The sequence below is a fragment of the Salinicola sp. 4072 genome (genome assembly GCF_036663415.1).
Taxonomy (GTDB): Bacteria; Pseudomonadota; Gammaproteobacteria; order Pseudomonadales; family Halomonadaceae; genus Salinicola; species Salinicola salarius_A.
Genome location: NZ_JAXOVV010000012.1, coordinates 1 through 23,901, shown reverse-complemented (window position 1 = coordinate 23,901; position 23,901 = coordinate 1). Strand labels below are relative to the sequence as shown.

Annotated in this window: 23 protein-coding genes; 13 read left to right on the top strand and 10 right to left on the bottom strand. The window is 61.5% G+C overall.

All coding sequences use genetic code 11. The annotated features are described in order from the left end of the window. Positions 1 to 150: 150 nt before the first annotated feature. Positions 151 to 438, bottom strand: coding sequence for a hypothetical protein (locus R3F72_RS09860; RefSeq protein WP_087718924.1), 288 nt, complete (start codon positions 436 to 438; stop codon positions 151 to 153). A 144-nt stretch (positions 439 to 582) separates the two neighbouring features. Next, a complete protein-coding gene (gene nfo / locus R3F72_RS09855; RefSeq protein WP_087718925.1) occupies positions 583 to 1,431 on the bottom strand; it encodes a deoxyribonuclease IV in 849 nt (282 codons plus the stop codon). A gap of 236 nt (positions 1,432 to 1,667) precedes the next feature. Between nfo and R3F72_RS09850 the strand changes: the two genes are divergently transcribed. Beyond that, complete coding sequence (locus R3F72_RS09850) at positions 1,668 to 1,871, top strand: putative motility protein (RefSeq protein ID WP_087718926.1); 204 nt, start codon at positions 1,668 to 1,670, stop codon at positions 1,869 to 1,871. Positions 1,872 to 1,995: 124 nt separating this feature from the next. Here R3F72_RS09850 and R3F72_RS09845 read toward each other — a convergent pair whose 3' ends face one another. The 3 genes from R3F72_RS09845 to R3F72_RS09835 all read right to left on the bottom strand — a co-directional run bounded on the left by R3F72_RS09845 (position 1,996) and on the right by R3F72_RS09835 (position 4,520). Beyond that, positions 1,996 to 2,793: an HpcH/HpaI aldolase family protein gene (locus R3F72_RS09845; protein ID WP_332779549.1), complete on the bottom strand. Its 798-nt coding sequence runs from the start codon at positions 2,791 to 2,793 to the stop codon at positions 1,996 to 1,998. 135 nt (positions 2,794 to 2,928) lie between these two features. Beyond that, entirely contained in the window at positions 2,929 to 3,906 is a 978-nt protein-coding gene (locus R3F72_RS09840; RefSeq protein ID WP_332779548.1) for a tripartite tricarboxylate transporter substrate binding protein, read from the bottom strand. 116 nt (positions 3,907 to 4,022) lie between these two features. Continuing rightward, positions 4,023 to 4,520: an Lrp/AsnC family transcriptional regulator gene (locus R3F72_RS09835; RefSeq protein ID WP_303853016.1), complete on the bottom strand. Its 498-nt coding sequence runs from the start codon at positions 4,518 to 4,520 to the stop codon at positions 4,023 to 4,025. A 236-nt stretch (positions 4,521 to 4,756) separates the two neighbouring features. On the opposite strand from R3F72_RS09835, the gene R3F72_RS09830 reads away from it, so the two are divergent. Then, entirely contained in the window at positions 4,757 to 6,460 is a 1,704-nt protein-coding gene (locus R3F72_RS09830) for a 2-isopropylmalate synthase (RefSeq protein ID WP_332779547.1), read from the top strand. Between the two features lie 116 nt (positions 6,461 to 6,576). Here the strand turns inward: R3F72_RS09830 and R3F72_RS09825 are convergent, their stop codons facing one another. The 3 genes from R3F72_RS09825 to R3F72_RS09815 form a co-directional block, all read right to left on the bottom strand. Beyond that, the gene (locus tag R3F72_RS09825; RefSeq protein ID WP_332779546.1) at positions 6,577 to 7,119 is read right to left on the bottom strand and encodes a FlgO family outer membrane protein; all 543 of its coding nucleotides are present in this window, start codon (positions 7,117 to 7,119) and stop codon (positions 6,577 to 6,579) included. 25 nt (positions 7,120 to 7,144) lie between these two features. Then, the gene (locus R3F72_RS09820) at positions 7,145 to 7,804 is read right to left on the bottom strand and encodes a hypothetical protein (RefSeq protein ID WP_332779545.1); all 660 of its coding nucleotides are present in this window, start codon (positions 7,802 to 7,804) and stop codon (positions 7,145 to 7,147) included. 189 nt (positions 7,805 to 7,993) lie between these two features. After that, entirely contained in the window at positions 7,994 to 8,842 is an 849-nt protein-coding gene (locus tag R3F72_RS09815) for a formate/nitrite transporter family protein (protein WP_087718933.1), read from the bottom strand. A gap of 153 nt (positions 8,843 to 8,995) precedes the next feature. Between R3F72_RS09815 and R3F72_RS09810 the strand changes: the two genes are divergently transcribed. The 4 genes from R3F72_RS09810 (at position 8,996) to R3F72_RS09795 (ending at position 12,645) form a co-directional block, all read left to right on the top strand. Next, positions 8,996 to 9,670 (top strand): MgtC/SapB family protein, encoded by a 675-nt coding sequence (locus tag R3F72_RS09810; RefSeq protein WP_303853024.1) that lies wholly within the window; start codon positions 8,996 to 8,998, stop codon positions 9,668 to 9,670. Between the two features lie 70 nt (positions 9,671 to 9,740). Continuing rightward, on the top strand, positions 9,741 to 10,931 hold the full coding sequence (locus tag R3F72_RS09805; RefSeq protein ID WP_218776992.1) for a multidrug effflux MFS transporter: 1,191 nt from the start codon (positions 9,741 to 9,743) through the stop codon (positions 10,929 to 10,931). Between the two features lie 198 nt (positions 10,932 to 11,129). After that, positions 11,130 to 12,059 (top strand): lipid kinase YegS, encoded by a 930-nt coding sequence (gene yegS / locus R3F72_RS09800; RefSeq protein WP_256961196.1) that lies wholly within the window; start codon positions 11,130 to 11,132, stop codon positions 12,057 to 12,059. A 145-nt stretch (positions 12,060 to 12,204) separates the two neighbouring features. Beyond that, a complete protein-coding gene (locus R3F72_RS09795; RefSeq protein WP_087718936.1) occupies positions 12,205 to 12,645 on the top strand; it encodes a nucleoside deaminase in 441 nt (146 codons plus the stop codon). A 112-nt stretch (positions 12,646 to 12,757) separates the two neighbouring features. Here the strand turns inward: R3F72_RS09795 and R3F72_RS09790 are convergent, their stop codons facing one another. Next, entirely contained in the window at positions 12,758 to 12,964 is a 207-nt protein-coding gene (locus R3F72_RS09790) for a cold-shock protein (RefSeq protein ID WP_035471072.1), read from the bottom strand. A 508-nt stretch (positions 12,965 to 13,472) separates the two neighbouring features. Between R3F72_RS09790 and R3F72_RS09785 the strand changes: the two genes are divergently transcribed. Both R3F72_RS09785 and R3F72_RS09780 read left to right on the top strand, forming a co-directional pair. After that, positions 13,473 to 13,889 (top strand): NINE protein, encoded by a 417-nt coding sequence (locus tag R3F72_RS09785; protein ID WP_256961197.1) that lies wholly within the window; start codon positions 13,473 to 13,475, stop codon positions 13,887 to 13,889. 71 nt (positions 13,890 to 13,960) lie between these two features. Next, a complete protein-coding gene (locus tag R3F72_RS09780; RefSeq protein WP_087718938.1) occupies positions 13,961 to 14,539 on the top strand; it encodes an exopolysaccharide biosynthesis protein in 579 nt (192 codons plus the stop codon). Between the two features lie 140 nt (positions 14,540 to 14,679). Here R3F72_RS09780 and R3F72_RS09775 read toward each other — a convergent pair whose 3' ends face one another. After that, a complete protein-coding gene (locus tag R3F72_RS09775) occupies positions 14,680 to 16,656 on the bottom strand; it encodes a transglycosylase SLT domain-containing protein (RefSeq protein ID WP_087718939.1) in 1,977 nt (658 codons plus the stop codon). A 374-nt stretch (positions 16,657 to 17,030) separates the two neighbouring features. On the opposite strand from R3F72_RS09775, the gene R3F72_RS09770 reads away from it, so the two are divergent. The 5 genes from R3F72_RS09770 to R3F72_RS09750 all read left to right on the top strand — a co-directional run. After that, on the top strand, positions 17,031 to 17,366 hold the full coding sequence (locus tag R3F72_RS09770; protein WP_256961198.1) for a YkvA family protein: 336 nt from the start codon (positions 17,031 to 17,033) through the stop codon (positions 17,364 to 17,366). A gap of 93 nt (positions 17,367 to 17,459) precedes the next feature. Continuing rightward, positions 17,460 to 19,358, top strand: a complete 1,899-nt coding sequence (gene htpG / locus R3F72_RS09765; RefSeq protein ID WP_332779544.1) for a molecular chaperone HtpG — start codon at positions 17,460 to 17,462, stop codon at positions 19,356 to 19,358. A gap of 344 nt (positions 19,359 to 19,702) precedes the next feature. After that, positions 19,703 to 20,419 (top strand): glucosaminidase domain-containing protein, encoded by a 717-nt coding sequence (locus tag R3F72_RS09760; protein ID WP_256961199.1) that lies wholly within the window; start codon positions 19,703 to 19,705, stop codon positions 20,417 to 20,419. A gap of 118 nt (positions 20,420 to 20,537) precedes the next feature. Next, the gene (locus R3F72_RS09755; RefSeq protein WP_303853034.1) at positions 20,538 to 22,010 is read left to right on the top strand and encodes a protein adenylyltransferase SelO; all 1,473 of its coding nucleotides are present in this window, start codon (positions 20,538 to 20,540) and stop codon (positions 22,008 to 22,010) included. Between the two features lie 804 nt (positions 22,011 to 22,814). Beyond that, the coding region (locus tag R3F72_RS09750; protein WP_332779543.1) for an IS1380-like element ISPsp9 family transposase at positions 22,815 to 23,901 on the top strand (1,087 nt) is incomplete at its 3' end.

The window sequence follows — 23,901 nt, the reverse complement described above, 5'->3', positions numbered from 1 at the left end:
GACGGATCCTGTCGTCGATCGGTCACCAATCGGTGTGACCTTGTAAATTCAAGGTGGTAGACGAAAGGATAGATGACAAGGAGATCGCGTTGATCTAGCAGGAATAGGCATACCTTCCCGTCAATCGATATAAACGGGCAGGCACCCGGCTCAGCGAATCAGCCAGCTCAGGATCACCAGCCCCAGCAGCAGCCAGACGATGCCGCCGACGATGCCGCCGCGAATCAGTGAACGTATGCCGCTGATCAGCAGCAGCACGCCAACCACCAGTGCCGCGATGCTGAAGATCGAATCGCTGATGCCGAGCGAGCCGGTCAGGCCGTCGACGAAGCCGTCGATCGCCTGCCACAGGTTGCCGAATATGGCGTGCAGACCGTTGACTACGGTGCGAATCACGTTGCCGATCGCTTCGCCAAGCCAGTTGAAGAATCCATCCATGTCGAGCAGGTTCCTTGGGCGTGAGGGTTGGGAATGCGGGGTCCGGGGTCAGCCTGTGATGGCCGGCCATCGGCGAGCCATTCGTGAAGCCCGCCGGAGAAGCTTCGTCAATGAAGGTTAGTCGGTAAGGTCAGTCAGTGAAGGTCAGTCGGTACGCTGCTGACCGCGCAGCCACTGGATCTCTTCGGCCCAGATTTCGGGCTCGATGGTTTCCAGAATCAGCGGAATGCCGTCGGTACGGTTGTCGCGCATCAGCGCGGTGAAGGCGGGGAGGCCGATGTTGCCCTTGCCCAGACTGTGGTGACGGTCGACCCGGCTGGCGAACTCGCTCTTGGCGTCGTTGAGATGCATGCCGCGCAGATAGCGAATACCCACCACGTGCTCGAAATCGTCGAGCATGGCGACGGCGTCCTCCTCGGTGCGCAGATCGTAGCCGGCGGCGAAGGCGTGGCAGGTGTCGATGCAGGCGCCGACGCGATCCTTGTCGTCGACCCGTTCGATGATCTCGGCCAGCTGCTCGAAGCGAAAGCCGAGGTTGGAGCCCTGACCGGCTGTATTTTCGATCACGGCGACGACGGATCGGGTCGCGGCATGAGCCTCGTTGATCGACTCGGCGATTCGCGCCAGGCAGTCGCGCTCGCTGATCTTCTTGAGATGGCTGCCGGGGTGGAAGTTCAGCAGCTCCAGCCCCAGCTGCTCGCAGCGCTGACATTCGTCGAGGAAGGCCGCGCGGGACTTCTCCAAACCTTCTGTGTCGGGATGGCCGAGATTGATCAGGTAGCTGTCGTGGGGAAGGATCTGGGCCGGGCCGAAACCCTGCGCGCGGCAGGCCGCCTTGAACGCCTCGATCGTGGTCTCCTCCAGTGGCTTGGCCTTCCACTGGCGCTGATTCTTGGTGAACAGCGCGAAAGCATTGGCACCGATCTCGGTTGCGCGGCTCACGGCCTGGTCGACGCCGCCCGCGGCACTGACATGGGCTCCGATGTATTTCATACGATGATCCGGTCCTGGGGGATGAGCGCTCGCAGTTTAACAGCCGCCTCGTGGCGGCGTCCCGCGCTGGAGCCGAGGACAAGATCGAGCCGGCACGCGATCCTCGTCCGGGGGCCTTTCGAGGCGGGGGCTGCGCCGTTAAAGTTGACGAACGGACTGGCCGATAGCCTGATGGATGGACCGAAGACCGCAAGACCAATAAACGCACGACCTGCTTTCGGAACAAGGAGTTTGCGATGGATACCTCAGTCAATGCCGCCGTGGGCGCCGCCCTGGCACTGCAGAACTTCAATCAGAGCCAGGAGGCGCAGGGTAGCCTGCTGAAGCAGTCCCTGGATGGGCAAGCCGCTCATATCCAGCAGTTGATGTCCTCCGTGTCGCCTTCGCCGGAGCTGGCGGTTTCCGGCACGCTGGGAACCCAGGTCAACGCCTACGCGTGACGATGGGCAGCAAGTGTGGCAAGCAACGAACGCGCTCCAGGGAGCGCGTTTTTTTGGCTGGTATCCTCGGGCAATCGGACATTCGGACAGTCGACTATCCGGGCGATCTTGGTGAGGGCTCGCTTCAATATCCCAGGCTCGACTTGGGCTTTGGCGTTTCCGGCTTGTAGCGGGCAATCGTCTCGACGGCCGCCTGTCGCAGCAGGCTGATATCGATACCCACGGCGATGAAATCGAACCCCCACTCGGCATAACGCTTGGCATCTGCCTCGGCGGGGGCGAGGATGCCGGCCGCCTTGCCTGCGGCCTTGGTCGCTTCCAGCGTGTGGCGAATCATCGCCTGCACATCCGGGTGATTGGGGTTGCCGGCATGGCCGACGCCGGTAGAGAGATCCACCGGGCCCACGAAGACGGCGTCGACCCCCTCGGTGGCCGCGATCGCTTCGGCGTTGTCGACGCCGCTGCGGGATTCCACCTGCACCACGAGGCAGAGCTCTTCATGGGCGCGGGCCAGGTAGTCTTCCACGCTATCCCAGCGAGTGGCTCGGGTCAGGCCGCCGCCGACGCCTCGGAATCCGTGGGGCGGGTAGCGTGTCGCTGCCACCAGCCTGGCTGCCTGCTCGGCGGTATCGACCATCGGAATCATCAGCGTCTGGGCGCCGATATCGAGCAGCTGCTTGATGAGCGCCGGGTTGTGATTGACGGTACGAACGACCGGCGCGCTGGCGTAAGGCGCCACGGCCTGCAGCTGTGCCAGAACGGAAGGCACGGTGTTGGGAGCATGCTCGCCGTCGATCAGCAACCAGTCGAAGCCGGTCGTGGCCAGAATTTCGGTGGCGTAGCCGGTGCCGAATCCGGCCCAGCAGCCATAACGCGGATTGCCGTCGAGCGAGCGTTTGAAGGGGTTCTGTGGGAGTTGCATGGCTGTGGCTTCCTTATCGTCGCCGAGGGAAAAATATAGCCGCCGTGGGAAAGATAGCCCGGGCGGAATGAAACGAGCCGGGGCAATCGCTGCGCCGGCCCGATCGGGATAAAGGCTTGTCGCAGGCTTGGCGGCCTAGTTCGTCAGGCCCATCTCGCCCATGATCTTGCCGAACTTTTCGTCATCTTCGGCCATTAGTTGCGCGAAGTCATCGGCGTTTCGCCACACCACGCCGTAACCCTGCTTGGCCATGAAGTTCTGATAGGCCTCGCTGTCGTAGGCTTTCTTGAGGGCAGCTTCCAGCGTTGCCACGACATTCTCGTCCATCCCTTTGGGGCCGACGATGCCGCGCCACGCCCCCAGCGTGAAGTCGCTGCCGATCTGTTCCTTGAAGGTAGGAATGTCGGGAAAGCCTTCGAGTCTTTCCGGCGTCATGACGCCGAGGCTTTCAAGCTCTCCTGCGCCGATCATCGTCCTCGCCTCGGGGAGCGAGGAGGCCACCAGGTCGATGCTGTTGGAAGCCAGCTCGGTCATGGCGGGAGCCGAGCCCTGGCTGGGAACCCAGGTGATCTTGCCGGCGGGAATGTCCTGATCCATCAGAAAACCGTTGAGCGCGACGTGCCAGATGCCGCCGAGACCGGTGCCGGATGCGGTATAGGTGCCCTGGGGCTCGTTCTTGACCTGGGTCACGAAGTCTTCGAGGTTCTGGAAAGGGGAGTCGTTGGCGATCGAGAGGCTGGCGGAGTCGAAATTGATCTGCGCGATCGGGGTGAAGTCCTGGTAGGTAAGATCGGTGAGCCCTTGCCAATGCATCATCGCGACTTCGACGGTGGCCAGGCCCAGGGTATAACCGTCCGGCTTGGCATTGGCGATCGCGGTATGGCCGACGACACCGCTCCCGCCGGTACGATTCTGGACGTTGATCGTCTGGCCCAGCTGTTCCTCGAGCGAGGAGGCGATGATGCGGGCAGTGGCGTCGGTGCCACCGCCGGCTGCCCAGGGCACGATCAGCGTGATCGGCTTTTCGGGGTAGTCGGCCAGCGCCAGCGGCGAAGCCAGCACGGCGGCAGACAGCAACAGACTCAGGCGACGGGGAGCCGTTGATCGTTTCATGATGACCTCGCTTGGCGTACTTGTTATTTCCAAGATGAACTTTGCATGCAAAGTCATAGCAAGACGCTGTCTTCGCTACAATTGCGCAATCGTCTAATGGCATGGCGATGGGCGTCTCAGGTCGTGGTGACGAGGTCGGTGGGGATGGGGCGATTCTCGAACACGCGACGCAGCACGAAGCTGGTGTGCGCGCCGGTGACGCCCTCGATGCGGTTGATGACGTGCAGGAGAAGGTGCTGATAGTCGTCCATGTCGCGAACCAGGATCTTGAGCTGAAAATCCGCGGTCTGGCCGGTGATGATCAGGCACTCGATGACGTTGGGGACGTCCCGAATGTGTCGCTCGAAATTGTCGAAGCGCTCCGGGGTATGAAGGTCCATCGAGATATGCAGCAGTGCCATGAGCTGGTAGCCGAGAGGGCGCGCATCGATATCGGCGCGGTATCTTACGATCAGGCCACTCTCTTCCAGCGCTCTGACGCGCCTGAGACAAGGGGAGGGCGACAGGCCGATACGATCGGCCAGTTCCTGGTTGCTGATACGCCCCTCTTGCTGCAGGAGTTCGAGTATGCGCCGATCATATCGATCCAGCGCCAGGAGTGCGGGTTGGTTCATGGATTTTTTCTGCCTCTATTTTCTATTTTTCAGCAATATTGTGCCAATATACTTCGTTTGATTCCTTCATTCGCAATAAAATGTCGCGGAAAACGCTTTACACTGTTGCTGTCGTCAGATTCCGCTGTCACAAGCTGCGGATGCGTCCGCATGGCACACCCCGCCATGCGGCACGATGACCGGACCGCCATCAGCGGTCGGAACGCACCGAATTCTTCACCTTCAGGAATTTCACCATGTCTGCTTTCGATCATCGCGCCTTTGACCATAGAAAATACCGCCCGGCGCCTCGTGTGCCCGCCTTCGATCGCCAATGGCCGGATCGTGATCTCGATCACGCGCCGATCTGGGTGAGTGAAGACCTGCGCGATGGCAACCAGGCGCTACTGGAGCCGATGAGCGTCGAGCAGAAGAAGCGCTTCTGGCACCAGATCGTCAAGGTGGGCATCAAGGAGGTGATGGTCGGGTTTCCGTCGGCGAGCCAGCCGGACTACGATTTCGTGCGCTGGTTGATCGAGGAAGAGCAGATCCCTGAGGACGTGACCATCGCCGTGCTGGTGCAGTGCCGCGAGCATCTGATCGAGAAGACCTTCGAGTCCCTCGTCGGCGCCAAGCGGGCCATCGTGCACCTGTACAACTCTACATCGACCGTTCAACGCGAGCGGGTGTTCGAGATGGATCGCGATGGCATCGTCGATATCGCGGTGCAGGGCGCCACCTGGGTCAAGACCTATTCCGAGCGCTATCCGGAAGTGGAGTGGCGTTTCGAATACACCCCGGAGAGCTTCTCCAGCACCGAGATCGATTTCTCGTTGCGGATCTGCGAAGCGGTCATGGATGTGTGGCAGCCCACCCCGGACAACAAGTGCATCCTCAACCTGCCGACCACGGTGGAAGTGGCGGGGCCGCACCACCATGCCGATCAGATCGAGTATTTCTGCCAGCACATCAAGAATCGCGACAGCGTGATCATCTCCGTTCATACGCACAATGATCGCGGCGGCGCGGTGGCTTCCGCAGAGCTGGCGCTGCTGGCCGGCGCCGAGCGCGTCGAAGGCACGCTGCTGGGCAACGGCGAGCGCACCGGCAACATGGACATCGTCACCCTGGCAATGAACCTCTACAGCCAGGGCATCGATCCGGAGCTGGACCTGTCGCGGCCGGACGAGATCATCGAGGTGGTCAACGACTGCACCAACATTCCGATCCATCCGCGTCATCCGTGGGTCGGCGAGATGGTCTACACCGCCTTCTCGGGCAGCCACCAGGACGCGATCCGCAAGTCGCTCAAGAAGCAGCAGCCGGACGAGCCGTGGCAGGTCGCTTACCTGCCGATCGATCCGCGCGATATCGGCCGTGACTATCAAGCGGTGATCCGCGTCAACAGTCAGTCCGGCAAGGGCGGCATGGCGTTTCTGCTCGAGCGCGATTACGGCATCAGCCTGCCGCGCTGGATGATGCTGGCGCTGGCACCCCATGTGCAGCAGGAGAGCGAGAAGCGGGCCAGCGAGCTGTCCAGCGAGGTGGTTCGCCAGGTGATGTTCGATCGCTTCACCAGCGAGACGCCGTTGTCGCTGGCGGACTACCGGCTGTCGAAGGGCCAGGACGAAGGCATCGACGTGACCCTATGGCAGGGCGCCGAGACGCTCCGTCTTTCGGGCAAGGGGAACGGCGCGATGTCTTCCTTCACCGATGCGTGGCAGAAGCATTCCGGCGTCAGCGTCGGCATCGTCGACTATGCGGAGCACTCGCTGGGCGGCGACAGCGAGGCCAACGCCATCGCCTTCGTACAGCTCAATGTCGATGGCCAGCGTGTCTGCGCCGTGGCCGAGGACAGCGATACCGTCAGTGCCTCGCTCAAGGCCGTGATCGCCGGGATCAATCTGGCGGCCAAGGAGGCCGAGCCGAACAAGGCACGCGAGAGGGAGCGGGAAGTCTAGACGTTCTCGATGACTGTCCGACAAGCGAACGGGGCGCCTTATCGGCGCCCCGTTTCGTTGGGGCCTGTTTCGTTGAACCCCGTTTCATTGGAGCCAGTTCGCTGGCGTGATGAGCCTCAACGATAACTGACGGGCAGCAGGTACCGAAGGTCGTTGGTCAAGGGTAGCGAGAAGCTCGTGGCGCCGAGAATGGCCCGGTTGGCGATCTTCACCAGACGCACGTTGATGAATACCTGATTCTGGGCCTGGGCGTAGGTGCCGACCAGTACGGCATCCGCATTGTAATCCTGCCCCAGACGCTGGACGTTGCGCGAGAGGATCAGCTCGCCCGTGTTTTCCTCGATGTACAGGCTGTCGCGTAGCTTTACCTCGACCACGTTGAGCCCGGCCTGCACCAATCTGGACGTGAAAGCCTCGCTCAGCGTGCGGCCAAGCGTGGAGGACTGTCCGAGCTGGTCCACGTTGACGAGCGTCGTGGCGATGATCGGTTGCTGGGTATCGATGCGGTCTCGGGCGCTGGCGATCAGCTCGCCGGCAGCGTCGTCTATGCGTTCCAGCGTAGTGGCCTCTCGAGAGGGCGTGGTGGTATCCAGCAGCGAGCAACTCGCTAGCAGCAGCGGCATCAGCAGCAGCGCCACTAGGTTTGCGGTCTTTTTCAAGGTCATGTCTATGCTTTCTATCCGTTTACCAGTCTGAAGATACCGCCAGGCGGCCCCGTTCGTGGTCGTACTGGCCGCTGTCGCCGCCGCTGATGTAGTAGAGGTTCGACGAGGAATAGAGCAGCGTGTCGTACTCGTCGGCGGATACCGTGATGATGACTTCGTGGTTCGTTTCCGAAGTCCAACTGCCGCTGAAGACATCGGCGACTGCCGCGGCGGGAATCAGCCCTAATGCCGGCTCGGTCCAGTGGTTGTACGGAATGGTAGCGACGGCAATGCCGGCGGCCAGTGCGGTCAGCGCACCTTGAGGCTCGCGTATGGCCGTACGGTCGCGGTGGCGGATCACCTGAACGTCGAAGTCGATCTCGACGGCCGCTTCCGGCCGGGTCTTCACGATGGCGCCGCGGCTGACCAGTTCGCTGGTCAGCAGGGCGCGGAAGCCCTCCGCGAACGCGGTCGTCGGCATTTCGGGGGCGATGTAGAGGGCTTTCTGTCTGAGCCTTCGATCCGAAAGAATCGCGCGGGCTTCATGCTCGGCAAGCACTTCCCAATGGTGAGCCGCCTGCATGCGCTGCTGCTCGCTGATGGGATAAGTGGTGGCGATGGGAGCTTGCGACGTGTTGACGCCGAAGCAGCCGGAGAGCGCCGTTGCACCCAATACGACGGCCCAGGTCTTGAATGACATGGAGATAAGGTTCCCGTTCGATAATCTTGTCTCGATGCGGACTCGAGAATGTATTACCAGTATCGGCGAGCTACCGGGAGGACTTGAGGAGGAGGACCGGTCGGATGACAGCGGGCGCCGCTGTGACGCCCGCTGGATTCCGACGCGTCGGTCGTCGACGCCCGCCGGTCATAGACGCCCGGTGGTGGCTCAGTTGTCGCTATCGCTGCGGATCTGGGCGTGACTGATCAGGGCGAAGATGAAGGTGCCGCCGACGACATTGCCGAGCAGGGTGGGCAGGCCGAATCGGAACAGGTATTCGGCCCATCCCGCGTGACCGGAGAAGACCAGATACATCACTTCGGTCGAACCGACGATGATGTGGGTGAATTCGCCGATCGCGACGAGGTAGGTCACGATCAGGATGACCCAGATCTTGGCGCTGCCCGCGCTCGGCAACAGCCATACCATGGTCGCGATCATCCAGCCGGCGACGATGCCCTTGGCGAACATCTGCATCGGGGTGTTCACGAGGATGTGTTCCCCCAGTGCCAGAAAGGCTTCATGGGTCTGGGTCGAGAAGATCGGCAGGGCCAGAATCGCCCAGGCCGAGACGGCCACGCCGACCAGATTACCGGCCAGCACCACGCCCCAGAGGCGAAGCAGACACAGGAATTTACCGATCCGGGGTTGGCTCATCACGGGTAGTACCGCGGTGACAGTGTTCTCGGTGAAGAGCTGCTGGCGAGCCATGATCACGACCAGAAACCCTACCGTGTAGCCCAGCGATTCCACCAGGAATCCGATGTCGTTGTCCGGCAGGTGGGCGCGCAGCAGGCCTTTCGCCAGCATTGAAAAACTCATCGAGAGACCGGCGGCGATGGCCGACCAGAGCAGGGCGGAAACCGTGCGGCTCAGTTCCTTCTCGCCTTCCTCGCGAATGAACTCATGGACGGCAGCCGCTTTTGAGGGCAGCTCGTCACCGTTGAGATGAAGATCATGTTCCTCATCGTCTTTCGCGACACGGCTGGGTGGCGTGAGATCGTGATGTTTGGTCAAGCGTGCGTTCCTCTCGGTAGCGGGAAAAGACGCGCTGGACAGGCAAAGTCGCCCTCAGGTTTCCCTGCGACGGCTGGCGGCAAGCGCTATGCTGAAACGATAGTCGTAAACGAGACAAGGAGATAGCCAAGGATGTCGCCGGAATCGTGGACGATGCTGACTCATTTGGGAATAGCCTGGCTGGCTGGAAGCCTGATCGGCCTGGAGCGAACTTTTCACGGGCGTCCGGCGGGATTTCGCACGCATGCGCTGGTCTGTGTTTCTTCGGCGCTGTTGATGATGGTCACGATGTATCAATGGCAGTGGCTGGGCACGGAGGTGCCGGAAGCCACGATCCGCACTGATCCCACGCGAATGGCTCAGGGCATCATGACGGGGATCGGCTTTCTGGGCGCCGGGGTGATTTTCAAGGAAGGCCTGACGGTTCGAGGGCTGACCACGGCCGCCTCGATCTGGATAACGTCGGCGCTGGGCATTCTGTATGGCATCGGGTTTCTGTTCCCGGCGGTATTGGCAACGATAGTGACCTTGTTGACGCTCTCACTGTTTCGAGTAGTGGAAGCGCGTATGCCGAGCCGGATTTTCGCCCGGTGCATCCTGCGTTTCGATAGTCAGGCCGTGATGGCCGAGGCACAGGTCCACGATCTGATGGCTTCGCATCGGTTTCGGATCGAGAGCTTGAGCTATCGCACACGCGACGAGGGCCGTCAGTTCGAATATCGCATGATATTGCGGACTCACGATCGCAAATATATTCCGCCGCTGGCCGCCGATCTGCGTGACGACGCTCGCCTGCTGGAGTTTCAGCTTTCCCCCACGGGTGATTGATATCGGGAGTGGTTGTCATTCCCTTGCCAGCCGATAGAGTAGGCGCTCTTGAAATGGTGGCGAGGCAGTGATGCAGGCACGCGAGGAACGTCCGGCTTTCTGGATATTGATGGGTGCGGTGATGCTGTCGCCATTGGCGATCGACATCTATCTGCCGGCGTTGACGGCCATGGCCGACGAGTTCGAGCGTCCCTACGCTGCGCTGCAATTGACCATCACCCTGTTCTTGATGAGTGTCGGCGTCGGGCAACTTCTGGTGGGGCCGTTGACCGATCGCTTTGGTCGCCGTCCGGTACTCCTGGGGGGCGTGGCTATCTACATGGTAGCGGCAGTGATCGGCATGGCTGCCAGTTCGATCGTGATGCTCTATCTCTCGCGTGTCCTCCAGGGGTTGGGAGCCTGTGCATCCGTGACTGTCGCCTTCGCCGCCATTCGCGACAGCTATACGCCGACCCAGGGCGCCAAGCTCTACAGTTATCTCAATGGTTCCCTGACGCTGGTGCCATCGCTGGCTCCGGTATTGGGCGGGGCACTGACCGTGGCGCTGGGGTGGCGCAGCAATTTCGCCTTCATGACCGCGTTCGCGGGGATGCTGTGGCTGAGCGCGTATTGGCGTTTCGGCGAGACACGGCCATTGGGGACGACGATCGAAAAGCGTCTCTACCGTTGGTCCCGTTATCGTCCGGTGCTTTTCCATCGGCGGTTTCTCTACTACGCGACGCTCGTCAGCACGATGATGGCGGCCATTCTCGTCTACGTATCGGCGGCCCCGGTGGTCATGATGGATCGCCTGCGCCAGCCGGAGTGGGTCTTCAGCCTCTGGTTCGGCGGCAATGCCCTGGTCAGCACGGTAGCATTCTTCATCGTGCCGAGACTGATGGCTCGGTGGGGAAGAAAGTCGACCGTGCAGCGGGGGCTGCTCGTCGTCATTGGTGGGGGTGCCCTGATCGCCTGCCTCTACTGGGCAGTGCCGGTGTCGGTAATCACCTTCATGGGGCCGGTGGCGATACTCTCGATCGGCTTCTCGATGGTGCTGGGGGCGGCCGCTAGCCTGGCGCTGGAGCCGTTCCCCGAGCGTGCGGGAACCGCGGCGGCATTGCTCGGGGCGATTCAACTGGGCGGCGGCGCCACGCTGGCGACACTGCTGTTGATGACGCCGCTGGCGCCGCAGACATCGCTGGCATTGATCTGCTGTGGCGGCGGGCTCGTGATGTGGACCCTCGCAAGAGGGCTTGCCGAGCGCGCCGACTCCGGGGCGTGATTGCGGTGGCGGAGCGATTTTCCGAGAGCGTTGTCACAGCCATGCCATCTCGAGTCGTTTGCTACGGCCCCGGGCGGCTGCGTTGGCGTGAGGTTTAACGCGCTCGACATCGCGGTGGCATGAACAGGCTAGAATGAAGCGGTTAGCGAGAGATTTCGGCACGACGAAGGTGATCGTTCGGCCTCAGGAAAGGAAAAGATGGGTATGGCCACTCATGGCAAGGACAGCACATGGTTGATTCTCAACGGTAAATCCGCCCAGCAGCCAGAGGTCCGGGAAGCGGTCGAGCATCTGCGCCGCCAGGGGCACGACCTGCAGGTGCGGGTGACCTGGGAGGGCGGTGATGGCGTCTGGCTGGTGGAGAGCGCGATGGCTGGCGGTGCTGCGCGAATCGTCGCTGGCGGGGGAGACGGATCTATCAACGAGATCGTCGCCGGCCTGATGCGACAGCCACCCGAGCGGCGTCCGGCACTGGGTATTCTGCCGCTGGGAAGCGCCAACGACTTCGCGCATGGCTTGAATCTGCCGATGACACCGCTGGCGGCGCTGGAGCTGGCCCTGACCGGGTCCGTTCGTCAGGTGGACATCGGCAAGCTGGACGACGAGGCGTTCATCAACGTGGCGTCCGGCGGCTTCGGTGCCGAGATCACTACCTCGACGCCGGTCGCGCTGAAGCGCCTGTTGGGTGGCGGCGCGTATTCGCTCATGGGCATGCTGAAAGCCTGGAATTACCAGCCCTTCGAAGGGCATATACGCTGGCCGGAGGGGGAAGCACGGGTCCCGCTCTTCATGCTGGCGATCGGCAACGGCTGCCAGGCAGGCGGCGGCCAACGGCTGGCGCCCTCTGCCAAGCTGGATGACGGTCTGTTCGAGCTGCTCTTCGTGCGCCACTTCAATTCGCTGGGCGAACTGAAGCGAATCATCGACGAGCTCGAAAACCTGCCCCAGGACGGAGAGTTCGTGCGCTATCTGCGTGTGCCCTGGGTCGAGTTCGACAGCGACGGCGCCTTTCCCCTGAATCTCGATGGTGAACCGCGTCGCTATGAGCATTTTCGTGCCACGCTGGATCGTGAAGCACTACCGCTAGTGGTGCCAGAAAACTGTCCTCTGCTACGCCACGGCAAGTAGCTCGAGAATCATCGGTATCCTGGGGAGCTGTTGCCGTTTCATGCACGGCCGCGCCTGGCCTGGCGCCATTTGGCGCAGCAACGTGGTTTGCGCTGAAATGGCAACAGCCCCTAATGCATCGACCCGTGAGAAAGGAGTGGATCACATGGATAATTTCATGCAGGAAGCCATCGAACAGGCCAGGCTCAGCCTCGACAACGGCGGTGTTCCCATCGGCTCCGTGCTGGTCCACCGGGGGGCGATCATTGGCCGTGGCCATAACCAGCGCCAGCAGAAGGGAAGTGCAATTCTGCACGGGGAGATGGATGCGCTGGAAGATGCGGGGCGTCTGCCCGCCTCGGTCTACCGTGACTCGGTGCTCTACACCACGCTATCACCCTGTTCGATGTGCAGCGGGGCCATCCTGCTCTACGGCATACCCAAGGTCATCATCGGTGAGAATCGCACCTTTCTCGGAGAAGAGGCATTGCTGCGCGAGCGCGGGGTCGATGTCGAGGTTCTCGACGATCCGGTCTGCCGCGAATTGATGACGCAGTTCATCGCAGCCTATCCGGAAGTGTGGAACGAGGATATCGGAGAGCCCTGAGCGGCTCGGATCATTGGCAGGTGACATGAAAAAGCCCACCTGACGGTGGGCTTTGCTCAAGGCGGTGAGACTTCAGGATCGAAATCCCGGAGTCTGGAACCCTTGACTGGGATTAGCCAGATACCTTGATGTTGGCGGCCTGAAGGCCTTTCTTGCCCTGAGTAACGTCGAAGGTAACCTTCTGGCCGTCCTGCAGAGTTTTGAAGCCTTCTGCCTGAATTTCGGAGAAGTGTGCGAACAGATCATCGCCGCCGTCATCGGGAGAGATGAATCCGTAGCCTTTCGTGTCGTTAAACCATTTGACAGTGCCAGTTGCCATTGTCGATATCCTTAACTTGCATAGTGATGTAGCCGAGCGTCCCGGGGGGATGCCCGAAATGCGTGGTCAGACTAGGGGGGAATGCGCACTAGGAGTTCGACGAGATCGACTAACAACTGACGACATTCTGCCTGCAAACCTACGCAACGGATGTTGCATCGGCGGATATACCGGGTCAAGCAACAGCAGCTTGACTTTGGTAGAACCGTTTCCCATGCCCCGCTTACGAACCATAGATGGAAATTCCATGCACGTCTATAACCTGCCAGACCCTTTTTTTCGGGTTGATCGCGTCACACGGTATGGTTTTATTAACGCTTTTTAAGAAGATTGATATAACACCGTCACATCGTCGGAAGCCGACGACGCAGCGTGCAGCGAGGCTATTTATCGTGAACATGTATCGCAGTAGGGTCCTCGGGTAAGCTGTCACTCGCCTTTTCGGGTCGCTGCGGCAATCGCGCCTAGGGCCAGTGACCATTCATCATTCGAGTCAGGAGCAATGTGCGTGGCACAACGTGAAATCAGTTTCAATGACACTCACAGCAAGGCCATTGGTTATTTGCTGTGGATTTTCGGGTTCACCGGAGCGCACCGCTTCTACTATGGTAAGCCCGTCACCGGAACTCTATGGTTTCTTACCCTGGGGCTGTTCGGGATCGGTTGGTTGATCGACCTGTTTCTGATCCCGGGCATGGATCGCCAGGCCGATCTGCGCTTCCGGGCCGGGCCGACCAGCTATACGCTGGCCTGGATCCTGCTGACGTTCCTGGGGGTTTTCGGGATCCATCGGATGTACATGGGGAAATGGATCACGGGTTTGATCTATCTGCTCACGGGTGGTCTGTTCCTGGTCGGGGTGCTCTACGACTTCTGGACGCTCAATGACCAGATTTCTCTGAAACACGCGCGCCGCGGGCTGTAATCCGCCCCGGTCGACTCGTTCCAGGCGCTCGACGCCAGGGAACCCTTTTCGACGTCACAGGGAGGTGGCGCATGTCGGAGCGACTCCAGCTTACCGATATTCTCGAAACGCTCGACCGTCAGGTCGAGGATGACAAGATCACGCTGCAGGACATCGTCGATACCTTCAATTCCCGGGGCTTCGGACCGGTGGTATTGCTGCCGGCGCTGATTGCATTATTGCCGACCGGCGGTGTCCCGGGCGTGCCCAGCGCCTGTGGTATCTTCATTGCCTTGATGGCGATCCAGCTGGTATTTGGCCGCAGGAGCCCATGGCTACCAAAGGTATTGAGTCGACGCGGCGTCAGCCACGAGCGCTGGCATCGTGTTACTCAGCGCGCTAAACCCTGGACTCGGAGAATCGATCGGTTCCTCGAGCCTCGGTTGCGCTGGTTGATGGGTGACGTCACTCAGCGCTTGTTGGCGCTGCTGATGGTCGTGCTCGGATTGGGGATGATCCCGCTGGAGCTGCTGCCGTTTGCCGCTGCCATACCGGCGCTGGCGATCGTCGTCATGGCCTTGGGGCTCACGGCCGGCGACGGGGTAATGATGCTGCTCGGCCTTGGCGTTACCCTGGCTGGCGGCGTCGGCATCGGATTCTGGATGTTGTAATCGATCACGGCGAATCAGCCACGACGAATCAATCACGAATCAACCGCGCACGCCAACGGAAAGCCCCCGACGATCCATCGGACCGTCGGGGGCTTTGCCGTGGCAGAGCAGACGCGAGCATCCACCGCTGCGATGCCGTATCAGTTCCGTGCGATCAGGGTCGGGTCGTAGTCGCCCTGACGCTCGGCCTGGGACAGCATGGCGACACCGCGAGTGTCACCCTGCTTGGCCAGGCTTTCGAAGATGACCCGGTAGGCCAATACGGCCTGCACGTAGTCACGCGTTTCTCGGAATGGGATGCTTTCGACGAATCGATCGAATTCGCGCGGGGCGGTGGCAAGCCAGCGGTCCACGCGATGGGGGCCGGCATTGTAGGCCGCCGTCGCCGCGATGCGATTGCCGCGGTAGCGCTCCAGCATCGAGCGGATGTAGGTGCTGCCGAGCTGGATGTTCACCTGTGGCTCGAACAGCTCCGCAGTACTGGGTGCGCTGATGCCGAGTTCTCGAGCGACGTGGTCGGCCGTCCCCGGCATCAGCTGCATCAGTCCACGGGCCCCGACCGGTGAAGCGGCACGGGGGTTGAATGCGCTCTCGCGTCGCGCGATACCCATCAGCAGATAGGGATCGACCTGATTGACCTCTGCCCATTTCAGGAACGAATCGCGGTACGCTGCCGGAAACCGCCAGGGCAACGCGTCCCACTGCTTGGCAGCGATCGTGGTCTGGATCGCCATGCCGTACCAGCCCTGGCGAATGGCGTAGTCGGCCAGCGCTGCGGCCTGGTCCGGCGTATCGCGGGCGGCGGCCGTGAACCACTCGCTGCGCGCAAGACCCTCCTCGCTAATTCGCATCAATGCCTCGGTACGCTGCACGACCGGCAGCATGCCCGTCAGCTCCTGCTGCAGCGTCGAGACGCTGGTGTCTGCCATCTCCAGCTGATAGGGCTGACCCAGACGATCGGCGGCGGCAAAGCCGAAGAAGCTGCGATTCTGCGCGGCCATTCGGTAGGCCTGGTGTGCCTTGGCATCGTCGCCCATGGCTTCGCTGGCACGCCCGAGCCAGTACTGCCAGTGGGCTTCTGCGCGCACCTCCGGGGGAAGCGCCTCGCTCCAGCGCGCGACGTTAGCCCAGTTGCCTTCGGTCACCGCGTTACGGATACGCAGCTCGATGAGATCGGCATCCGCGAGGCGTGGTAGCGTCGTATCGACCCAGCCCTGGTTGTTATCGATATTGCGAACCATGGAGTAGAACGCCAGATCGTGCTCGACCTGGTGGCGCCGGTCCTCGCCGATCGATACATGGGGAGAAATCTTGCGCCAGGCTTCCAGGGCGGCCTCGGTATCCGCGCGGATCAGACCATGCATGGCGGCAGCGATCAGCGCGCCACTGGCCTGGCCGTCGGGGCCGAGATCCAGCGGGACCTGGGTGACGGCGGCGTAATTGCCGCGGACCGTGTCGAAGCTGTTGATGGCCCGCTGCCAGGTGTCGTCCAGGCCACGCTCGAGATAGGTGACCAGCCCGCTCTGGCCGTTTTCCCAGGCCAGCATCATGCGCTCCCAGGTGTCCTCGTCTGTCAGCACGCCGCGATCCTCGAGCGTCGCGAATAGCGGGTCGCAGGCTTCGGGCTGCGAGGTGCCGACGTGCCACAGTGCCTCACCGCCCGCCGCGGCCCTGGCCGGCTCCCGGTCGAGCAGGGCAGTGTAGTAGTAGCACTGCCGGATGGTGCTGGAAGGCTCGCCGTCGCTGATTGCCAGGAGATCGTCGTAACGCCCCAGCTCGCCGAATCGTGTCTGCGCGGCGCCGCGCATCCAGTCGGACAGCGGAGAGTCGCCGTAGCGGGTGACGAAGTCGTTTACCTCCGCGGCCGAAGCCGTGGAAAGCCGGGAGCGAAGGCGGTGATATTCCACGTAGCCAGCCAGGACGTGGCCCTCGATAGCGGCCTGATCGATATCGTTCCAGCGGCGATCGCGGGCGGCATCCAGCGCCTGCTTCATGGCCTGGTCGGCCTGGGTCGTGGTGCTCGGTGTCGTCACCGCGGCTTGCGCGGTCGCACTCAATCCGATGGCGCCGACGAGGCACCAGCGTAACCAACGTCTGCGGGTGGGCAATGCGGGCATTGGGTCTCTCTCTTTCTCGAAGGGCCGTTCTTCAACGCGCACGCTTGAAAGGGGCTGCTCTTTTCGGGGCTGCCTTGCAGCAGGCCACTCCGACAGACCAGGGTAGCGCTGCGTTCTCGGCGAGATACGCGTGTCACTTCGCCAATTCACCAATTCACCAATTCACCAATTCACGGCCCCATCGTCGCCGATGCAGGCCCGCTTGGGTAGTACCGTTTCGCAACGATCTGGTGCCTTCCGGTGACGCTATCGCCTCTCGCGGCGAGGAGAACATTGAATCCTGGCCCGATCGTGACCATCTAAGGGCTAGTTCAGTCTTTAGTCGGCGTCGATCGTGCCTGCTTCGCCCCAACGTCACTACCGGAGATTCCACCATGAATCCTTGGCGTTTTCTGACCCAGCTGTCCCGTCTCAAGCAGCGCAGCGGCGCACTGGCCCGCATCGGCCGCGCCTTTCGGGTCTTCGGCCCCATGACGCTGGACGTCTTGCGCGGGCGCTACCGGCCGATTCCGTGGGCTGCCTTCGGCTGGATGGCGCTGGCACTGGTGTACTTGGTGTCGCCGCTGGATCTGATTCCCGATTTTCTGATGATCCTCGGGCTCGTCGATGACGTCTTCATCGTGGGCTGGCTGCTGACCCGGGTCGACCGGGCGATGAGTGACTACCGGCGCTGGAAGGGCATCGACGACGAGGAAGTCACCACCGAGTGACGGCTCGGCTTGAAATGGGGCTGGCGAGCCCCATATCGCTGAACACCGTGATTTCATTAGCTTTATTTCGTAACCGCCTCGAGAGGCCTGTCAATGACCACTGCGACTCAAGAAGAAACGCTCGGCTTCCAGACGGAAGTCAAACAGCTTCTCCATTTGATGATTCACTCCCTGTATTCCAACCGGGAGATTTTCCTGCGTGAGCTGATCTCCAACGCTGCCGATGCCTGCGACAAGCTGCGCTACGAGGCGTTGGACAACGACGGTCTCTACGCAGGCGACGCCGAGTTGCGCATCGAGATCGAACACGATGCCGACGCCGGCACCGTGACCGTGCGCGATACCGGTATCGGCATGAACCGTGACGAGGTGATCCAGAACCTGGGCACCATCGCCAAGAGTGGTACTGCCGAATTCCTCAAACAGCTTTCCGGCGAAAAGCAGAAGGATGCCAAGCTCATCGGCCAGTTCGGCGTGGGCTTCTACTCCGGCTTCATCGTCGCCGACGAAATGGTCGTTCGCACGCGTCGCGCCGACAGCGACCAGGGCGTCGAGTGGCGCTCCAGGGGCGAGGGTGAATTCACCATTGCCGAGATCGATCGCCCCGAGCGTGGCACGGAGATCGTGCTGCACCTGAAGGAAGACGCCAAGGAGTTCGCCGACGAGTTCCGCCTCAAGAATCTGGTGCGCAAGTACTCCGACCATATCGACGTGCCGGTGCGCATGCCCAAGGTCGAGAAGGCTCGCGACGAAGAGGGCAAGGAGATCGAAGGCAGCGAGACCGTCAGCTGGGAGACCGTCAACGAGGCGACCGCACTGTGGGTGCGCCCCAAGGCGGAGATCGATGATGACGAGTACAAGGCGTTCTACAAGCACATCGCTCACGATTTCAGCGATCCGCTGACCTGGAGCCACAACAAGGTCGAAGGCAAGCTCGAGTACACCAGCCTGCTCTACGTTCCCGAGCGCGCGCCGTTCGATCTCTACCAGCGTGATGGCGTACGCGGGCTCAAGCTGTACGTGCAGCGGGTCTTCATCATGGACGACGCCGAGGCGTTCCTGCCGCTGTACCTTCGCTTCGTCAAGGGCGTGCTGGATTCCCGCGATCTGCCGCTCAACGTCTCCCGCGAGCTGCTGCAGAAGTCGCCGCAGGTCGATTCGATGAAGGCGGCGTTGACCAAGCGCGCGCTGGACATGCTGAAGAAGCTGTCCAAGGACAAGGAAGCCTACCAGACCTTCTGGAACACCTTCGGCGACGTCCTGAAGGAAGGGCCGGCGGAGGATTACGCCAACCGTGACAAGATCTCCGGCCTGCTGCGCTTCTCCACCACGCATACCGACAGCACAACGCAGGATCAGTCGCTGGCGGATTACGTCGAGCGCATGAAGGAAGGTCAGCAGAAGATCTATTACATCGTCGCGGATGGCTTCAAGGCGGCCAGCCACAGCCCGCATCTGGAGATCTTCCGCAAGAAGGGCATCGAGGTCCTGCTGCTGCACGATCGCATCGATGAGTGGCTGATGAGCCATCTCACCGAGTTCGACGGCAAGTCCTTCGCCGACGTCGCCAAGGGTAATCTGGAGCTCGACGACATGGCCGACGAGGCCGAGAAGCAGGCGCAGGAAGAAACCGCCAAGGCCAAGGAGGATCTAGTCAAGCGGGTACAGCAGGCGCTCGGCGACAATGTTCAGGAAGTTCGGGTCACGCATCGCCTGACCGATTCCCCGGCCTGCGTGGTGTTGCCGGAGCACGAGATGGGCTTCCAGATGCGTCGCATGATGGAAGCGGCCGGACAGCCGTTGCCGGAGGTGAAGCCGATCCTCGAGCTCAACCCCGATCACGCGCTGGTATCGCGTCTCGAAAGCACCGAAGGGGGCAACTTCGACGATCTGGCCCATATCCTGCTGGATCAGGCAGTCATCGCCGAGGGTGGACATCTCGACGACCCGGCGGCCTACGTCAAGCGCCTCAATACGCTGCTAAGTGCTTGATCGTCATCGATCATCGCGCGCTCGAGCGTGTCATGGCCGGCCCTCGTGGCCGGCCATTTGTTTAGTGTAAATGGCCTAATTGCACGTTCTTTCCTCAACTTTGCAGCCAACTACTGGTAACCTGCCGACTTCTTCATGATGGAGGAGCGAGTATGTCGCTATCCTTCCCGAGGCTTTTTCACCGACGTTCCGTCCGTGAATGGCCCTTTCTTCGACGACCTTTTCGACACGAGACCCAGCCTGCCCGCCGACAACGCATCCTGGCGGTCGTGACGGGGACAGTCCTGACACTAGGCTTCGCAGTGTTCCCGATAGCGTCTCGAGCCGAGTCGATATCCGAAACCGTGCCAACCCTCGAAAGCCAGATCCAGCGGCCCGCGCTGGACCCCGTCACCGAGCTGCCCGACCTGCGTGACATCAAGGCTGGCCCCAAGCGCAAGGCGGCGTTCCTGGGCATGCTGGTGCCGCTGGTACAGGCCGAGAATGCGCGTATCCAGCGCGACCGCAACTGGCTGATCGGCGTCGGCAGCCGCATCAATCCGATGACGGCGGACGAAAAGCAGCGGCTGGCTCAGCTATGCGACGACTACGGCGTCGAATGCGAGCCGGGCGAGGTGAGCCAGGAGCTGCTGGCGCGGGTCAATACCGTGCCGCTGGAGATGGTGGTGATCCAGGCGGTGGAGGAGTCCGGCTGGGGCACCTCGCGGCTCGCCCGGGACAGCAACAACCTGTTCGGCATGCGCTGCTTCAGCGAGGGGTGCGGTATCGCTCAACTTGGAACCTCGCGGCGTTTTCAGACGTTCGACAGCGTGCGTGATGGCGTCGGCGCCTATCTGCACAACCTGAATACCCATCGCGCCTATACTCAACTTCGCGGGCAGCGCGCCGCGCTAGCCGCCAAGGGCAAGTCGATTTCCGCCGAGAAGCTGATCGGCACGCTGCACAACTATTCGACCTCGCCCGATTATCAGCAGCAGCTCCTGTCGCTATTGCGCACCAACGGCGACTTGATTCGCACCCACGGCGCCGATAACGCCTTCGTGACGGGCAGCACGGCCTGATACCCCGAACCTCTCCGTCGACCGGTATTCGGATGATGTCCGCGTACCGGTCGAACGTGTGCGATCGGCCAGTTGGGCTAGACTACAGCCACTTTCCTGCCAACCCGAGGAGGCCCCCATGGCCAGCGATAGCTCCCTCGAGACATTGACTTTCGATAATGTCTGGTCCCGCTTTCCCGAGGACTTCTTTACGCGGGTGAAGCCAACCCCGTGGCGCGATACCCGGCTGCTCGACGTCAGTCCGAACGGGGCGGCGCTCCTGGAGCTGGATCCCGAAGAGGTCGACCGCGACCGCCTGACCGCGTTGATGAGCGGCGAGCGACTCTTGAGCGGCATGGATCCGCTGGCCCAGAAGTACACCGGGCATCAATTCGGCACCTACAACCCGGCGTTGGGTGATGGGCGCGGTCTGTTGCTCGGTGAAGCGATGACATCGCAGGGACCGATCGATCTGCACCTCAAGGGCGCCGGGAAGACGCCGTATTCGCGATTCGGCGATGGCCGCGCCGTGTTGCGCTCCTCGATTCGCGAGTACCTGGCCGGCGAAGCGATGGCCGGACTCAAGATCCCGACGACCATGGCGCTGGCCGTCGCCGTCAATGGCGAGAAGGTCATGCGCGAGCGGGTCGAGCCGGGGGCGACCCTGCTGCGGCTGGCCGAGAGCCACGTGCGTTTCGGTCACTTCGAATGGCTGTATCAACAGCAGCGGGTCGAGGATCTCGAACGGCTGATGCGCCACGTCATCGATCGCCACCGCCCCGATCTGGCGCAGGAGGCGGCGCCGCTCGAGGCGCTGTTCCAGGACGTGGTCACGCGGACCGCGGAATTGATCGCTCGCTGGCAGGCCTATGGCTTCGTTCATGCGGTGATGAACACCGACAACATGTCGATCCTGGGGCTGACGCTGGATTACGGCCCCTATGCGTTCATGGATCGCTTCGAGTCCAACCTGACGCCCAACCATACGGATACGACCGGGCGCTATGCCTTCGACCAGCAGCCCGGCGTGGCGCTATGGAATCTGACCGTGCTGGGGCAGTCGTTGACGCCATTGATCGCGGTGGAACGGTTGCGAGAAATCCTCGATACCTACGAGCCCACGCTTCAGGCGGCGTATGCCATTCTGATGCGCGGGCGTCTGGGGCTCGAGACCGAGCAGGAAAGCGACGGCAAGTTGATCGACGACTGGCTATCGCTGCTCGAGAGCTCACGGGCTGATTTTCATCGCAGCTTCCGCGCCCTGAGCGATCAGGATGTCGTCGGTGGCCTGTCGTTGCGCGAGGAGATCGTCGGCTCGGGTTCGGGTAATCAGCTCGATGAGTGGCTCGAGCGCTACCGCCAGCGTCTTGCCGACGAGTCGCGTGGAGAGACGGAGCGGCTGGCGGCAATGCGGCGGGTCAATCCGCTTTATGTCTTGCGTACCCATCTGGCGCAGCAGGTCATCGAAGCGGCGCAGGAAGGCGATACGCGCCCGTTGCAGACGTTCCGCGAGCTGCTGTCGTCTCCCTTCCTCCAGCGGCCGGGCATGGAAGTCTGGAGCGAGGCGCCAGCGCCCAGCGCGCCTCCCGTTTGTCTCTCCTGTTCGTCCTGATCGATACTCTTGATGATTGAATGCCGGCTCCCGATGCCGGCATTTTCTTAGGTGTATGGTCCCGAAATACAGGAACCGACGGATTCGAACGGGCGTTGTGCCTTCGCTCCGGCATCAATCCCAAAACCGCACGCAAGTAGCGCAGCAGGGAGACCATCGAGGCCTTCCGGCTGGCCCCCAGGGTTCCCTGTTTCACGTCGCTGATACCGATGGGCGCATTCCCTGTAGGGAGCTGCACCAATTTGAAATGCAGCGGTTTCATTTGCCTATTTGATACGCCTGGCAGGCTGTCCACTCACTTCTAAACCACTATCTTGGCGATAGTTCACCAGCAAGTGAACACTTGGATAGTTCATGCGTACTGTCATGTTTCATCTACGCTGCTGTGGCTAAAAATTAGCAGAAACGACTTTTCTTAAAGCGGCCTGAACTATCATTCGGTTTAATGCTTAAATACGACTTGCTAGGCAACTCATTGCTGAGATAACTCATGCTTTTAGACTGGCAATGCATATGGTTGGTAGTCAATATCTAAGTATGTAATTAGTTAATTTTCCTGGTTTTTGTGGGCGCTTCGTGATCCCTGTTCTGCTTGTTAACTTTAATTAATGTACTGGCTTTAAAAAGCTACTGTGATGCAAGCAGGTTTCTCTCTCTGCAGAAACAAGGGGATTCTTCATGGTTACTAATAACTTTTCTAAAAGCAGCCTCGACCTTAACGGCAAGATTTCCCTTAATCCCGGCTTATTCATGAGGCCGACCTGAAAACGAAGATGGCGAGTGGTTTTCTCTTGTAGAATCAGGATGTTCCTGCCAGAACACGATTCAAGAGGACCACTCGCCATGGGTGAAAGCCTATCCACCTGGACGCCCTCATGCAACGGCTCTGTCCGTGTTGAGCTGAGCGGCCAGCGCACCACCAGCGACAGCGGCGCTCTGCTGCTGCGTGAAGCCCTCGACAACAGCGGCGTGATCGAGGCGCTGGAAGACAATCTGGTCGATCGACGCCACCCGCTGCGCATCCGTCATTCGCTGGCCAGCCAGTTGCGTACCCTGGTGCTGCAGCGTGCGATGGGCTGGATCGATCTCAGCGATACCGACACGCTGCGCCGTGACCCGCTTTGGCAGTTGGCCTGCAGCGATGCACGCGGCATGACACCCCTGGTCCAGGACCGGCCGTCTCAAGCCACGCTGTCGCGGCTGCTGAGCTGCCTCGGTCGTAACGACAATATCGATGCCGTGCACGAAGGCCTGTTGCGGCTGGTGGTCTGGCGCCTGACCTCGCTGCAGAACGGTGAACGTCCCAAACAGCTGACGCTGGACATTGATGGCCTGCCGATCGAGGTGCATGGCCATCAGGGCGGGTCGGCCTATCATGGCCTTTACGGGGCCCGCATCTACTCGCCGCTGGTCGCATCGTTGGCGGAGACCGGCGACATGGTGGGCGGCCTGCTGCGCGAGGGCAACGCCGGCCCGGCAGAGAACGCCGACACCTGGATCCCGCATCTGGTACGACGACTCAACGAGAGCACCGGGGCACAGGTTCGTGTGCGCATCGACGCCGGTTTTACCGATAACGCGACGCTGGAGGCCCTGGAGGATCGGGAGATCGAATACCTGGGCCGGTTGCGCAGTCACACCGGTCTACAGAAGCTGGCAGCACCGCTCCTGAAGCGGCCACCCGGCCGGCCACCCGAGCAGCCTCGCGAGTGGTGCCACGATCTGGAGTACCAAGCCGGCTCCTGGTCGGCACCGCGGCGCGTAGTGCTGGTGGTGCAGGAACGCCCCGATGACCTGCTGCTGCATGCCTTCTTCCTGGTCACCAACCTCGGCAAGTTCGACTGGCCGCCGGAGAAGGTCCTGGCGCTCTACCGCAAGCGCGGCAGCGCCG